Origin of the sequence: Clostridium sp. MCC344, assembly GCF_018785365.1 — a bacterium.
In the GTDB taxonomy this organism is placed as follows: domain Bacteria; phylum Bacillota; class Clostridia; order Lachnospirales; family Lachnospiraceae; genus Pilosibacter.
Window position 1 is genome coordinate 81625 of record NZ_WQPQ01000013.1, and the last position, 15641, is coordinate 97265.

Genomic DNA, 15641 nt, shown 5'->3' on the forward strand with positions numbered 1-15641 from the left:
ATTTTCCATGTTTTCGTGTACAGAGAATCCTTCCTCTGAACTGTTACCATCTTATCACACTTCCGTCCATTCTTCTACGGCAAAGCTGCGGCAATCCTGCGGCAGTATGATCGTAAACACGGCACCGTCCGGCGAGCTTTCTGCCGCGATATCGCCTCCCATATATTCCATGGAACGCTTCGCGATGGAAAGCCCCAGCCCGTGATTTCCGTTCTTTCCTTTATAAAAACGGTCGAACAGATGCGGCAGATCATTCTCTGCAATCCCCGGTCCATCGTCGCGGATCGTAAGTTTCAGCTGATCCCCCGACTCTTCCACAGAAATCTGAACCGTCTCCTTTGCATAGCGGATACAGTTTGATGTCACATTTGAGAACGCCCGCCCAAGCAGCATCACATCCGAGATAATCTTATGCTCGTCTCCCGGCAAAAATTCCAGTTTTATTTTTTTCTGGTAAGCAAGACCTTCCAGCCGCTCGATCTGATCCTCGATATATTCCCGGATCCCCAGCTCCACCGGAACGACCTGGTAGCGCATCTGGTCCATTCTCGTGAGCGTCAGGATCCCGTCGACCACCTCCGTCAGACGGCTGCTCTCATCCAGGATCACTCCTGCTGCCTGGGATGTATCTTCAAAGACACCTCGCTGGATCCCCTGGGCATAGCCGCTGATGGACATGAGCGGGGTACGGAGTTCATGGGACGCATTCTGGAAAAAGACGCGCTCCGCCTCGTCCGCCTTCAAAAGATTGTCCTGCATCTGGTTGATCTCATTCTCCAGTTCATAAAGCTCTTTTACGTTTGTCCCGGTCTCCACCTTTTTAAACTTCTTTTCACCGATCCCGCGCGCTGCCTCACAGAGGCGGCTCACCGGATTTGAGATACTTCCAGCTACAAACCAGAACAGCACGATGGAGACTCCCGCCATGACCCCCATGATCATGAGCACCAGTCTCGACACTTCATGTAAGATCACGCTTGTATCATGGATCGGGCAGTACAGCAGGATATTCTGGACACGCCCCGACCGTTTCTGCCCCACATCAAGAAAATAGAGCATGTATCTCGTATCTCCGATCATCTCCTCGGAGATCTCCCCGCTTTCAAACGAAGGATCATTTCCTGTCATTCTTATCAGGAATTCCGAGTACATCTGGGTCATCTCCGGCTGATCATCGTAGTTTTTCGGATACAGTACGCGGTAATTCTTTCCGATCACCAGCATCTTCGTCTCACCGGACTCCGTCTGGGCCGAGTTTCTCAGGGCATTCAGGAGACTTCCGCGGTCATCCTGTGCGCTGTTCTCATCCGGCACATCCACGTTGCTGTACTCCTCCGTAAGTTCCTCCACGGTCTTCACCATCTGCCCCAGATCCCGCTTCGCATTGTAGCTCATATGTCCGTCCAGCGCATAGCTGAACACGAACCATGCCGCCACCGGAAACGCGATCAAAAGCAGCATCACCGGGAGGAAGATCTTCATCCGGATACTTAATTTCATTCCTCTCCTCCACTCGTCAGGCGGAAGCCATATCCCCATACCGTCTCGATCTTCACAGTACTCTTCTGGTCCTTCAACTTCTTTCTGAGACGTTTCACCATATCATCCACAGCTCTCGTGTCTACTTCCTTGCTGTTCACCTTCCACAGGGATTTTAAGAGGTCATCGCGGCTCGCCGCATGTTCCTTCCGCTCCAGCATGTGGCACAGAAAATCAAATTCCAGCGGAGTCAGGGCAAAATCCTCATCCTTTAACTTCGCAGCGCGGCGCTTCGGGTAAAGTCTGATATCCCCGATCTCATAGGAATCCTTCGACTCTTCCTCCTGTCCGGAGAACGCATCCACGCGGCGGAACAACGCTTTGACTCTCGTCACGAGTTCCAGCGGCAGGAACGGTTTCACCATATAGTCATCACTTCCGAGAGTGATCCCCGTGATGCGGTCCAGCGGGGAATCCTTTGCGGAAACGATGATGATCGGAACATGGCTCGTCTTCCGGATCTGCGTGCAGACCGTCAGTCCGTCCATTCCCGGCATCATAATGTCCAGGATACAGAGATCCGGAGCTTTTTTCTCAAACGCCTCCAGAAGAGACTCTCCATCCCCGAAACACTCCACCTCATATCCCTCTTTTTCCAGGAAATTCTCTATCAGAAAACAGATGTTTTTCTCATCATCCGCGACATAGATCAGTTTTGACATATATATTTCCTCCTGATTTTTATCTATCCAGATAGTTTTCTCGCATTACTGTCACGATTATATCACGTTCTTCCTCGCATGGTAAATATCTGCCGCAGAATTGCCGCAAGACACAGGAGTATTGCCCTCTGTGCTTTTTCCATTTTCCCAATAACTACCAGCGGTGAGCTTCCGAACAGGAGCACCTTGATCCGGGGATCTGGCTCCTCTTAGGTCCCGGGTGACTGCGTTGGAAAAAAGATGACACTTGTTTGAGCGCAGCGAGTTGTGTCATCGTTTTTCCGTCTTTAGCAGTCTCCCGGGAGCTTAGAGGAACCATCCCCGCATCCCTGAGTGCTCCTGCTCGGAAGCTCACCGCGTACTTTCGCCAATACAATCATATCATATTTCCCATTGTACTTTTCCAGAAACTGTAGTAAACTATCCCTATAATGCGGTGCAGTGTAAAAGACTCCAGCATCGCCCACACCCTAAAAGAAAGGACGGACCCCACATGAACAAAGACCTGGAACTTCTCACCCGTGTGATCGACGAGAAATCTGCAAAAATCCTGGATGCCAACGATAAGATCTGGGAATACGCGGAACTCGCTTTCCACGAGACAAGATCAGCAGCCCTGTTAAAATCTATCTTAAAAGAAGAAGGCTTTACCCTGACCGAGGGCGACGCCGGAATCCCGACCTGCTTTACCGGAACCTTTTCCTACGGAACCGGAAAACCGGTCATGGGAATTCTCGGAGAGTACGATGCACTCTCATCCTTAAGCCAGAAAGCAGCAGATCCGCACAAAGAACCTCTGACGGAAGGCGCTCCCGGCCATGGATGCGGTCACTGCGCACTCGGAACCGGTGCGCTCGCAGCAGCGATCGCTGTGAAAGAATACCTGATCGCAAATAAGAAAGACGGAACGATCATCTACTTCGGCTGCCCTGCTGAGGAAGGTGCCGGTGCCAAACAGTTCATGGCCCGCGCCGGAATGTTCGACAACGTTGATTTCGTATACTCCTGGCATCCGGCAACAAAAAACGCCGTCGAATACAACCACAGCAATGCGATCATGGGTGCAAACTTCTATTTTAAAGGCGTTGCCTCCCATGCCGGCGCGACCCCGTATCTCGGAAGAAGCGCTCTGGATGCCGTAGAACTCATGAACGTCGGCTGCAACTACTTAAGAGAACACATGATCCCGGAGGCAAGAATCCATTATGCCTACATTGATGCAGGCGGAACTGCCCCGAACGTTGTCCAGGATCACGCAACGATCCGCTACGAGGTCCGTTCCCCGTGGGTATACCAGGTAAAAGAGCTCTTCGAGCGCGTGAAAAACGTTGCCCGCGGCGCCTCCATCATGACCGATACCTCCGTGGAGTGTGAACTTTCCATGGCATTCACGGAATACCTTCCGAACAATGCCCTCGCAAAAGTTGCCGATGAGTGTTTACAGGAAGTCGGTGCTCCGAAATGGGATGATGCAGATTACGCGATGGCGAAAGAATTCTTAAATACCTATCCGGAAACCACAATGGAAAATATCCGCACACAGATCATCGAGACTTACGGGGAAGACCGTCTCGAAGAGATCCTCGAAAAACCGCTGGATTCCGAGATCCATCCGTTCAACCCGGATAAGATCAAACTGACCGCCGGTTCCACCGATGTCGGCGATGTCGGCTATGCAGCACCGACCTTAAACATCAACATTGCTACCGCGTGCGTCGGAAATGTAGGACATTCCTGGCAGATGGTTGCCCAGTCCTGCAGCCCGCTGGCCCACAAAGGTCTCTTGACTGCCGCAAAAGTCCTGGCTCTCTCCTGCATCCGAACGATGGACCGCCCGGACGTGATCGAAGCGGCAAAGAAGGAAGTCACAAAGCGAAACGGCGGACACTACACCTGCCCGCTGCCGGATTCCGTGCAGCCGCCGCTTGATACATACTAAAATTCATATAAAGAGGATCTGCCCTAGCATCTTTGCTTCAATTTCAGGAGGAATTAACCATGAATATACTGATCGCCGCGGATTCCTTTAAGGGAAGCTGCTCTGCCCGTGAAGTCACTGACACCATCGAATCTGCCGCAAAAGCCGTGATCCCCGATGTGGCTGTCACGAAAATTCCCGTCGCTGACGGCGGTGAGGGAACTGTAGATGCCCTCGTTGCAGCCATGAATGGAACAAAGGTCCGCGTTCCCGCGCATGATCCGTTGGGACGGGCTATCACAGCCGAATATGGACTTTTGCCGGATGGGAGCGCTGTGATCGAGACTGCGGCAGCCTCCGGACTTACCTTGTTAAAGCCTAAGGAGCGGGATGCTCTTCGCGCTTCCACGTTCGGAACCGGAGAGCTGATCCGACATGCGTTGGAACATGGCGTAAAAAAGATCATTTTAGGTCTCGGAGGAAGCGCCACGACCGATGGCGGTGCCGGACTGGCTCAGGCGCTTGGAATTTCCTTTCTCGACAAGACCGGAAAAGAACTCGCCCCTGGCGGTGTTCATCTAAGCGAACTTGCTCAGATCTCCACAGCTGGTCTGCTGACTGAGGCAAGCGAATGTGAATTTGTCATTGCATGCGATGTGAAAAACCGACTCTGTGGATCTTCCGGAGCTGCTGCCATTTTCGGTCCGCAAAAGGGAGCCACTCCTGATCAGGTCAGGATCCTGGATTCAGCTCTGGATCACTATGCATCTGTATTAAAAGATCAACTGAAATGCAGCACAGCGGAAACCGATGGCAGCGGTGCTGCCGGCGGCCTTCTCTGCGGAATTATCCCGTATTTTCCGGTTACGATCTGTTCCGGGATTGATCTCGTCCTGGATCTCACAAATTTCGATGAGCACGTGAAACTCGCAGACCTTGTCATCACCGGAGAAGGCCGGATCGACTCCCAGTCCGCACTCGGAAAAGTCCCGGTTGGCGTTGCCTCCCGCGCAAAAAAGATCAGGAACGTCCCTGTCGTTGCGATCGCCGGTGCAAAAGGCGAGGGCTGTGAAGCTCTCTATAAATTTGGGATTGACGCGATCTTCGATACTGTCCCCGGCATCATAACACTTGAAGAGGCCATGGAGCATGCAAAGGAGAATCTGGAGCGGGCTGCTGAAAATGTTCTTCGGATTTTCCTCGCGGGCAGTCAGGAGCAACTCCGGTAATTTTTGTTCTCACATTTACGGAATCTGTATGGACCTGCATGTGAAATCCAAAAACGCTGCCGCAACCGTAACCGTTCCCGGTATTGTCTCCACCAAACACCGGTCAGCGCAGACAATCCACTTTGATCCACACTGAACTGCATCGTTACTCCACATATTTTCCGGATCTATCCGGACAGTTGCCAAGGTCTCGCGCAAGCGCGGACATTGGCTCGTTGTTCGCGTAAATAAAGGCTCTATATCAATAATCAGGTGGGATTCCAGGAATCCACCACCGATCGATATAGAGCCTTTTGACTTCATTTTTCTACCCTTGTCTCACAAGTTCCGCACTTCTCACCGTATTGACCAGATACCGGATCACCTCCACCGGATAATCTCCGGCCGCAGTCTCCCCAGTCACCATAACGGACGAAGCACCGTCCAGCACCGCGTGGAAGATATCATTCACCTCCGCGCGGGTCGGAACAGGGTTCCGCTCCATGGACGCAAGCATCTGCGTCACCACCATAAACGGTTTTCCGGTCGCCTGGCATTTCTGCGAGATTTCTCTCTGCACACTGGGAAGGTCCCAAAGATGGACCGCATTTCCAAGATCTCCTCTGGCAATTACGATCTCATCGGCTCCCGGAAGCAGCTCTTCCAGTTTCCGTACTCCGTCCAGATTCTCGATCTTTGCAAAAAGCTTCACATCCTCAGCTCCGGCTTCCTGCAGAGCATTTTTTACACATTCCAGATCTTCCCGTCCCCGCACAAACGGCTGCATGACTCCTGTTACGCCCATCTCTTTCGCGAGCCGGATATTTTCAAGATCAGCTTTTGTCAGTGTCGGAGAATTGATCTTCGCTCCCGGAAATGCTGCACTCTTTCTGCTCTTCAACAGTCCACCCCAGAGTACCTTTGCGAAATATCTCCGTTTTTCTCCACTTCCCGGCTTTATATTCTCCGAATTTTCCACAACCTTCAGGTGAATTTTCCCATCATCGAGGAGAATCTCCTGCCCTGGAATCAGGTATGGGATCGTAATATCCGGCAGCTCGATCCGGGCAGACATCCTCTGAGCAGATGTCCGGTTTTGCACCGGCGAACTTTCACTGTTTTTCTTTTTATCGGCCGTTTCCGTTAATTCTTCTCTGCTGTTTTTTTCTAAAAATTCAACAACCTTCTGATCTTTCTGATCCGTTGCTGAACGAATCAGATCCATATCCCCACATCTGTCATTTCTTTCATTTTCAGTCTTCCAATCAGCCGCCGCACAGATCTCCACGATTTCTTCATTCTTCAGCAGGATTGGCTCCGCAACCGCCCCTGTGCGAAGCTCCGGTCCCTGAAGATCGATCAGGAGCTGCGGCTTCACCCCGCATGATTCTGCCGCCCACTTCATCTTCCCGATCAGCTCCCCGGACTCTGCCAGTGTCACATGGGATAAATTCAACCTCATTCCGGTCATTCCAAGCGCAAACATTTCCGTCAGGATCTTTTCATCCTGACATGCAGGCCCCAGTGTTCCATAGATTTTTACCATTGTAATTCTTCCCCCACTCTCCTGATAACCATTCTGTTCCAAGAATAACATAAGGCATCGCACTTGTCACTCACATCTGGTAAACAGGTAACTCTGCGCAGTTGCATCAACGATCCTTCGCGATCCCGGATTTTCCGAGCAGGAACCATCTGTTATTCGAATTTCGTAAAAACAGTTTTCAAACGTGGCAAATCATCCGTTTCGAATTTTGTACATAATTGCTTCCGGCGCCTTGGATCCACATAAATATGGTTTTCTTCTCATTCCGTTACACATAGAAAAACGGCAGCCGGATCTATCCGATCTCATGATCGAAATTCCAACCGCCGTTCTCACTCTTTTACTTTCTTTTACACCTGGATCCGGTCTGCAACCTCGCATCCGATTGCAAGTCTGCATCCATCATTTCCGATGATCATCCAGTCATTGTTCTGTTGGATCACGTCAACCGCATTCCCCTCGCAGAAATCGTGGCGGTGAAGAAAATCCATCACCTGCTGATTTCCAAGCATCCATTTAATCGTGTACCGTTCCCCGGATTTCGCTGTTGATAAAGCCTGCATGATTACGCCCCCTGATTCTATACTCTACAATAAGTTTCCTTTTATGTTCGCTATATATTGTCTGACATCTTTCTCTGCATTATTCTTTTTGTATCTTCTTTTACAGGATACTCTTCAAACTATCGGTTAGTCAAGCATAAAACCAGTTAGGGGCAGATAATCTTTTCACGCTCTATGAAACAACACTTCTTCTTTATCTATGTGCATTTTGGACAGATACACTCTTATCTTCTATATCAGCTGTGACATAACATGCTCCATCGCATTATAAACTTCCAATGCCGTTTTTCGGTCCGATAATAGCATTCGAAAATCCGATCTTTGTAGGTTCTGGTTGGTTCTCCAAGGATGCGGATCAAGCGTTCTGTTGATGTTTTTTCAAAATACAGAAAAACCCGCAGAACTTTGTTCTGCGGGTCTCTTACGCTTGGACACAAATATCTCACGGAGATACTATATATTAAATTTCGAATTAATTACTCGATGATTGTAGCAACTCTACCGGAACCAACAGTTCTGCCGCCCTCACGGATAGCGAAACGAAGACCCTGCTCCATAGCTACCGGATGGATAAGCTCGATTGTCATCTCAACGTTGTCGCCCGGCATGCACATCTCTGTACCTTCCGGAAGCTCGCAAACGCCTGTAACGTCTGTTGTTCTGAAGTAGAACTGCGGACGATAGTTGTTGAAGAACGGTGTATGACGGCCACCCTCGTCTTTAGTAAGAACGTAAACCTGAGCTGTGAATTTCTTGTGGCAGGTTACGGAACCCGGTTTAACAAGACACTGACCTCTCTGGATCTCTGTTCTCTGAACGCCACGAAGAAGAGCACCGATGTTATCACCAGCCTGAGCCTGGTCAAGGAGCTTACGGAACATCTCGATACCAGTTACAACTGTCTTACGAGTCTCCTCGTGAATACCAACGATCTCAACCTCATCGTTGAGTTTAAGAGTACCACGCTCTACACGGCCTGTAGCAACTGTACCACGACCTGTGATTGTGAATACATCCTCGATCGGCATAAGGAACGGCTTATCTGTGTCACGAACCGGATCCGGAATGTAGCTATCTACAGCGTCCATAAGTTCCATGATCTTGTCGCCCCACGGACCGTTCGGATCCTCAAGAGCCTTAAGAGCGGAACCCTGGATGATCGGAGTGTCATCGCCCGGGAACTCGTACTCGTTAAGAAGGTCTCTGATCTCCATCTCTACGAGCTCAAGAAGCTCCGGATCGTCAACCATATCGCACTTGTTCATGAATACTACGATGTACGGTACGCCTACCTGACGGGAAAGCAGGATGTGCTCTCTTGTCTGAGCCATAACACCATCAGTAGCAGCTACAACGAGGATAGCACCATCCATCTGAGCAGCACCAGTGATCATGTTCTTTACATAGTCAGCATGGCCTGGGCAGTCAACGTGTGCATAGTGTCTCTTCTCTGTCTGATACTCAACGTGAGCTGTGGAGATTGTGATTCCACGCTCTCTCTCTTCCGGAGCTTTATCGATATCTTCAAAGTTCTCAGCTGTGTTACCTGCAACTCTTGCTGCAAGAACTTTTGTGATTGCTGCTGTTAATGTTGTTTTACCATGGTCAACGTGTCCAATGGTACCAATGTTACAATGCGGTTTGGTTCTTTCAAACTTAGCTTTTGCCATTTTAAAACGTCCTCCTTAATTTGCGCCCATTGGGCTATTATATTTAACTTAGGCTGAATACTATTATATTCTATTCGAAAAAGTTTTTCAAGCCTATTCTTGCTATATGCAAGAGGAAACCGGAAATAATCCCGTGGGATTATTTCGCAGCGCCCTTTCTCTCAGCGATGATCTTCTCCTGAACGCTCTTCGGTACCTGCTCGTACTTCTCGAAGAACATGGAGTAGTTACCACGACCCTGTGTTCTGGAACGAAGGTCTGTGGAGTAGCCAAACATCTCAGCAAGCGGAACATATGCCTTAACCATCTTGCCGCCGCCGATATCTTCCATACCCTCGATACGTCCACGACGTGCGTTAACGTCACCGATAACGTCACCCATGTACTCCTCAGGCATTGTAACCTCAACCTTCATGATCGGCTCAAGAAGTACCGGGTTGCCTTTCGCCATAGCATCCTTGAATGCCATGGATCCAGCGATGTGGAATGCCATCTCGGAAGAGTCGACCTCGTGGTAAGATCCGTCGTATACATCTGCAGCTACACCGAGTACCGGGAATCCGCCAAGGATACCAGCCTTTGTAGCCTCCTCGATACCTTCGCCGACAGCCGGGATGTATTCCTTCGGAATAGCACCGCCGACAACGGAAGAAGTGAACTTGAATGTCTCTTCGCCGTTCGGATCCATCGGTGTGAAGTGTACTTTACAGTGACCGTACTGACCACGACCACCGGACTGCTTCGCGTACTTGCTGTCTACATCAACAGCCTTAGTCATTGTCTCCTTGTAAGCTACCTGCGGAGCACCAACGTTTGCCTCTACCTTGAATTCACGAAGGAGACGGTCAACGATGATCTCGAGGTGAAGCTCACCCATACCGGAGATGATTGTCTGGCCTGTTTCTGTATCTGTATGAACACGGAATGTCGGATCCTCTTCAGCAAGCTTTGCAAGAGCCTCGCCCATCTTATCCTGTCCGGCTTTTGTCTTCGGCTCGATTGCGATATCGATAACCGGCTCTGGGAATACCATGGACTCAAGGATTACCGGATGCTGCTCGTCACAGATTGTATCACCAGTCGTTGTGGACTTGAAGCCAACAGCTGCTGCGATATCACCGGAGTAAACCTTGTCAAGCTCGTGTCTCTTGTTTGCATGCATCTGAAGAATACGGCCAACACGCTCTTTTTTGTCTTTTGTTGCATTTAATACGTAGGAACCGGAATTCATTGTACCGGAGTAAACACGGAAGAATGCAAGTTTACCTACGAACGGGTCTGTCATGATCTTGAATGCAAGTGCGGAGAACGGCTCATCATCGGAAGAATGACGAACAACCTCGTTGCCCTCAAGGTCAACACCTTTGATCGGCGGGATGTCAAGCGGAGACGGCATGTACTCGATGATCGCATCAAGGAGTTTCTGTACGCCCTTGTTTCTGTATGCTGTACCGCAGCATACCGGAACTGCATCACACTCACATGTAGCTTTACGAAGAACCTTCTTCATCTCGTCAACGGTCGGCTCTTCACCCTCAAGATACTGCATCATGAGGTCATCATCAAGCTCGCAGATCTTCTCAACGAGCTCGCTGTGGTAAAGCTCTGCATCATCCTTCATATCTTCCGGAATGTCTGTTACGGAGATATCATCACCCTTTTCATCGTTGTAGATGTAAGCCTGCATTTCGAACAGGTCGATGATTCCCTTGAACTCGTCTTCCTTACCGATCGGGAGCTGAATGCAGATTGCATTCTTGCCAAGTCTGTTGCGGATCTGATCTACACAAGCGTAGAAGTTTGCACCAAGGATATCCATCTTGTTGACGAATGCCATTCTCGGTACATTGTAGGTATCAGCCTGACGCCATACATTCTCAGACTGCGGCTCTACACCACCCTTTGCACAGAAAACGCCGACAGCGCCATCAAGTACACGGAGGGAACGCTCAACCTCAACAGTGAAGTCTACGTGGCCTGGTGTATCGATGATGTTGATACGGTGCTCAAGTGCACCAGCCTTCGGCTTTGTCTTTTCCTGGAGTGTCCAGTGACAAGTCGTAGCTGCGGATGTGATTGTGATACCTCTCTCCTGCTCCTGCTCCATCCAGTCCATGGTAGCTGTACCTTCGTGAGTATCACCGATCTTATAGTTAATACCAGTATAATAAAGGATACGCTCTGTCGTTGTTGTCTTACCAGCATCGATATGAGCCATGATTCCGATATTTCTGGTTCTCTCTAACGGATATTCTCTTCCAGCCAAGGATTTTTCCTCCTATTAGAATCTGTAGTGAGCAAATGCCTTGTTAGCCTCAGCCATCTTATGCATTTCCTCTTTCTTCTTTACAGATGCGCCTGTGTTGTTAGCTGCATCCATAATCTCGTTTGCAAGTCTCTCTACCTGGGTCTTCTCGCTTCTCTTACGGGAATAGAGAGTGATCCAGCGAAGGCCTAATGCCTGTCTTCTCTCCGGCTTAACCTCGATCGGTACCTGGTATGTTGCACCACCGATACGTTTTGCCTTAACTTCGAGAACCGGCATGATGTTGTTCATAGCCTCTTCGAATACTTCTACAGCGTCCTTACCGGTCTTCTCAGCGACCTCTTCGAAAGCGCCATAAACAATCTTCTGAGCAACGCCCCTCTTACCATCAAGCATGATGTTGTTGATCAGCTTGGTTACAACTTTGTTGCTGTAAAGCGGGTCTGCTAATACGTCTCTTTTCTGAGTATGTCCTTTACGTGGCACGTTACTTCCCTCCTTAATTATAAAAATTATATCATCGGTACTCACATGTTTCCATAAAATGTGTTCGCGCGCGGTTTTCTATCTATTTCCTGCAACCACAGGTCAAATACCACCGGCACTAATATGCGTTATCTGCATTCACTTTATTCCTGTTAGTGATCCCTCTTGCGGTTGTTCAAGCTATTGACCGTTCTGCTTGAGACGGAATACCTGAACTCCGCTGCGCTACATTTGAGTAGCAGTTATTACTTTGTAATAACCTTATTTTTTATCTTTCGGTCTCTTTGCGCCGTACTTGGAGCGAGCCTGTCTTCTGTTGGCAACGCCTGCAGTATCAAGAGTACCTCTGATGATGTGGTATCTGGTACCCGGAAGGTCCTTAACACGACCACCACGGATCAGAACAACGGAGTGCTCCTGAAGGTTATGTCCCTCACCCGGGATATAGCTTGTTACTTCAATACCGTTGGAAAGACGTACTCTGGCAATCTTTCTAAGAGCGGAGTTCGGCTTCTTAGGAGTTGCAGTCTTAACAGCTGTGCATACACCTCTCTTCTGCGGAGCAGATGTATCTGTGGCTTTCTTATGAAGGGAATTGTATCCTTTCTGGAGTGCCGGAGCTGTAGATTTCTTTACAGCAGTCTCTCTACCTTTTCTTACTAACTGGTTAAATGTTGGCATTCTTTTCACCTCCTGTGATATTGACTGTTGGTTGCTGCTTTCAGCCTTTATGCGCACAAAAAAACGGGACGTACCCGGTGCACGCCCCATTATTATATACAGAGATTTTCCGCATGTCAAGGTGAAACCTTAAATTTTCTTTGAAAATACGGCATTTTCCGACCATGACACGCCTGGATGAGTTGTCTCATTTTTAACCTTTGTGATTTTTGCTGTTTTTGTCTGTTTTCCAAGCGGATTTTCCATCATTTTTATCTCTCGGGATCATCCGTTTCCTGCCCCATTCCACAGCCGCACATCCCGGGCATGCGCCTGTGTTGTCAGGTACCGCATCCATGGTCCAGTACCATGCTGCCGTTCACAGTATTTTCTTACTATTATTTTTCTCCCAGACAGAACATGTCCACCGTCACATCTGCAAGGAGATTTCCTTTCTCATCTGTCACCTCACTCCGCACGATCGTGATCGTACGGCCACGGCGGACCAGGATCCCCTTCGCATGGACAGTCCCCTCCGATACGTTCCGGATAAAATTCACATGTGCGCTCTGAGTCACATACTTCTTTCCATCTGCTCTCGCCGTCAGTCCCGTGACCACATCTGCGAGTGCGTAGAGCATTCCGCCATGTACCATTCCCATCAGGTTTGTGACGCCATGTGTGATCTTCATGCTGATCTCGCTGCACTCCGGTGAGATCTTTTCGATCTTCATATTCGTATATTCCATAAAGGGATTATTTTTTACATATTCGTCCGGATCGATCCCGTACTGTATCTTTTCACTCATTTCTGCCTCCTAAAATTCTGTCATAACGTGCTGCGCAGTTTTCTGCTGTCATGAAACACGCATGTTCACCTGCTGTCTCCGACTGCATTTTATCATATGTAGTTCTTCCATGCAAGAACCGGAGAAGAGATCCGGCTGTAGATCTCCTCTCCGGGCATTCTCAATCATCGACTGCCAGAAGACCTGCAGTCCGAAGGCTTGCCATCAGGGCATTCAGCTGAGCTACCACATCTTCCGTGCTCGTCGCGTCCGCGACCGGAGCTGCCGCTGTCACGGTTCCTGCCGGGCCTGTTGGACCAGTTGCTCCCGTTGGGCCTGTCGCCCCTGTTGGGCCTGCCGGGCCGGTTGCTCCAGTCGGTCCTGTCGGGCCTACCGCTCCGGTTCCTCCTGTCGGACCCGTCGCTCCCACCGGACCCTGCGCTCCTGCCTCTCCAGCCGGGCCTGCTGCTCCGGTTGCCCCTGTCGGTCCCGTCGGACCTACTGCTCCGGTCGCTCCTGTTGCTCCCACCGGGCCCTGTGCTCCCGTCTCTCCGGCCGGGCCTGTCGGTCCCGTCGCTCCCGCCGGACCCTGCGCTCCTGTCGCTCCAGCCGGACCTGCCGGACCTGCTGCTCCGGTCGCTCCTGTTGGACCCTGCGCTCCTGCCTCTCCAGCTGGGCCTGCCGGGCCTACTGCTCCGGTTGCTCCTGTTGGACCAGTCGCTCCTACCGGACCTTGCGCTCCTGTCGCTCCCACCGGGCCCTGCGCCCCTGTCGGACCAATCGGCCCCTGCGCACCGTCATATCCAGGAAATCCCTGCGGACCGGTCGGCCCCATCGGCCCTGCTGGTCCCATTGGCCCCGGGCATCCCTGCGGACCTCTCGGCCCCATCGGACCTCTGCAGCAGCAGTTTCCACCCGGCCGTCCGCAGTTTCCGCCGCATCCCGCACCCTGGCATCCATTTTCACAGCGATTTCGCTCCCCTATACAGCCGGCATCACGATAAGGATCATAATCCATATTTCTCATATCTGAATCTCCTTCTCCTTATTTTTCACGAATATTCCGTAACCGGATATCCGTTTACTATACTTTATGCTGCCCGTCCATATTCGTTCCTGCTCTCTTTATCGCTCCATCCGCGGCCTTGATCCTGCCGCAGCATTTTTATTTTCTCATTCCGATCCGTGCAAAATATTCCCGGTTCTTTCTGCACGCTTCCGTTCCCGGATGGCATCGTTCCGCCAGCTCGTTATACCAGCACGCTTTTTTTCTCTCTCCCATCCGGTCATGGCATACGCAAAGCTGGAGATACGGAATATATCCGCGGTATTCCGGCATGATAAATCCTTCCTCCCCGGCCAATCTTCCCGTTTTCAGTGCCTGGCGGTACCAGAATTCCGCATCCGCATACCGCTTTCCGGAAAAGAACCACCATCCAAGATCACAGCAGAGTTCCGGTCCCGGAATTCCTTCCCGCAGACCCATGAGCAGAAAAGAAAGTGCCTCATCCCGCTTTCCCAGCTGATACATGCAAAATGCCCCGTGCCTGCACGCGTCTATCCGGTCGATGTGCCAGCCGTCAGACCTTTCCAGATAAGTCAAAAACACACCGGCCGCCTCTTTATATCGTTTATGGTAATACAGTTCCTTTCCATAATAATAGTGTTCACGCGCAGTCAGACCCGCGTTTTTCCCCTTCTCCCGTATCATCTTTTCAAAGATCCTGAGATTGCGGTCTGGATCTCCCGTCCCGATCTTCCGATGTTCGATCAGAATATCTTCCCGCACTGTCTTTCCAAACGGTTCGATCACCTCATGGATCCGCCCTTTCCATACCGCTCTTTCGCATCTTCTCAGAAGACGTTCCCGATAAAAGAAAAATGACGGACTTCCGCTTCCGTCATATCCAACTGCATATTTCATCATCACCACGTCCGGTTTCTCCTGATCCAGACGCATTTTTAGTTTCATCAGTTTCTTTTGCTCTTCTTCCGTGATCACATCATCCGCATCCAGCCAGAAAAGATAGTCTCCCGTTCCTTTCTGAAACGCAAAATTCCTCGCCGCCGCAAAATCATCGATCCAGGGAAAATCATAGATCTGATCCGTAAACAATGACGCGATTTCCTTTGTTTTGTCGTTTGAACCGGTATCGACAATGATGATCTCATCCGCAAAATCTTTCACACCGGAAAGGCATCTTCCAAGGACCTGTTCTTCATTGCGGACGATCATGCATAAACTGACAGAAGCCATACATTCCCTCTGTTGTCCCTTTTTATCAATATATGAGATCCTGTAAAATCTGTCCGAATATTTCATATTTTATACCGG

General features: G+C 50.2%; 13 protein-coding genes. 2 read left to right on the forward strand and 11 right to left on the reverse strand.

Annotation, left to right across the window (positions count from 1 at the left end; all coding sequences use genetic code 11):
* Positions 1 to 54: 54 nt before the first annotated feature.
* Positions 55 to 1500, reverse strand: a complete 1446-nt coding sequence (locus GPK90_RS02815) for a sensor histidine kinase (protein WP_215702093.1) — start codon at positions 1498 to 1500, stop codon at positions 55 to 57.
* Entirely contained in the window at positions 1497 to 2201 is a 705-nt protein-coding gene (locus tag GPK90_RS02820) for a response regulator transcription factor (protein WP_215702094.1), read from the reverse strand. Before GPK90_RS02820 ends, GPK90_RS02815 begins: the two co-directional genes overlap by 4 nt.
* A gap of 493 nt (positions 2202 to 2694) precedes the next feature.
* Between GPK90_RS02820 and GPK90_RS02825 the strand changes: the two genes are divergently transcribed.
* Both GPK90_RS02825 and GPK90_RS02830 read left to right on the forward strand, forming a co-directional pair.
* Positions 2695 to 4140, forward strand: a complete 1446-nt coding sequence (locus GPK90_RS02825) for an amidohydrolase (RefSeq protein WP_215702095.1) — start codon at positions 2695 to 2697, stop codon at positions 4138 to 4140.
* 59 nt (positions 4141 to 4199) lie between these two features.
* Positions 4200 to 5348 (forward strand): glycerate kinase family protein, encoded by a 1149-nt coding sequence (locus GPK90_RS02830; RefSeq protein ID WP_215702096.1) that lies wholly within the window; start codon positions 4200 to 4202, stop codon positions 5346 to 5348.
* Positions 5349 to 5655: 307 nt separating this feature from the next.
* Here GPK90_RS02830 and GPK90_RS02835 read toward each other — a convergent pair whose 3' ends face one another.
* The 9 genes from GPK90_RS02835 to GPK90_RS02880 all read right to left on the reverse strand — a co-directional run bounded on the left by GPK90_RS02835 (position 5656) and on the right by GPK90_RS02880 (position 15563).
* Entirely contained in the window at positions 5656 to 6873 is a 1218-nt protein-coding gene (locus tag GPK90_RS02835; RefSeq protein WP_252197332.1) for a pyruvate kinase, read from the reverse strand.
* A gap of 350 nt (positions 6874 to 7223) precedes the next feature.
* Positions 7224 to 7436 (reverse strand): FeoA family protein, encoded by a 213-nt coding sequence (locus GPK90_RS02845; protein ID WP_215702097.1) that lies wholly within the window; start codon positions 7434 to 7436, stop codon positions 7224 to 7226.
* Between the two features lie 476 nt (positions 7437 to 7912).
* On the reverse strand, positions 7913 to 9106 hold the full coding sequence (tuf, locus tag GPK90_RS02850) for an elongation factor Tu (protein ID WP_118530051.1): 1194 nt from the start codon (positions 9104 to 9106) through the stop codon (positions 7913 to 7915).
* A gap of 139 nt (positions 9107 to 9245) precedes the next feature.
* Positions 9246 to 11372: an elongation factor G gene (fusA, locus tag GPK90_RS02855; RefSeq protein ID WP_021905591.1), complete on the reverse strand. Its 2127-nt coding sequence runs from the start codon at positions 11370 to 11372 to the stop codon at positions 9246 to 9248.
* 15 nt (positions 11373 to 11387) lie between these two features.
* Positions 11388 to 11858, reverse strand: a complete 471-nt coding sequence (gene rpsG / locus GPK90_RS02860) for a 30S ribosomal protein S7 (protein ID WP_021905592.1) — start codon at positions 11856 to 11858, stop codon at positions 11388 to 11390.
* Positions 11859 to 12119: 261 nt separating this feature from the next.
* Positions 12120 to 12539 (reverse strand): 30S ribosomal protein S12, encoded by a 420-nt coding sequence (rpsL, locus tag GPK90_RS02865; protein ID WP_118297453.1) that lies wholly within the window; start codon positions 12537 to 12539, stop codon positions 12120 to 12122.
* Positions 12540 to 12916: 377 nt separating this feature from the next.
* On the reverse strand, positions 12917 to 13327 hold the full coding sequence (locus GPK90_RS02870) for a PaaI family thioesterase (protein WP_118297454.1): 411 nt from the start codon (positions 13325 to 13327) through the stop codon (positions 12917 to 12919).
* 160 nt (positions 13328 to 13487) lie between these two features.
* Complete coding sequence (locus GPK90_RS02875) at positions 13488 to 14333, reverse strand: collagen-like domain-containing protein (protein WP_215702098.1); 846 nt, start codon at positions 14331 to 14333, stop codon at positions 13488 to 13490.
* A 138-nt stretch (positions 14334 to 14471) separates the two neighbouring features.
* Positions 14472 to 15563: a glycosyltransferase family 2 protein gene (locus GPK90_RS02880; protein WP_215702099.1), complete on the reverse strand. Its 1092-nt coding sequence runs from the start codon at positions 15561 to 15563 to the stop codon at positions 14472 to 14474.
* Between the last annotated feature and the right edge of the window lie 78 nt (positions 15564 to 15641).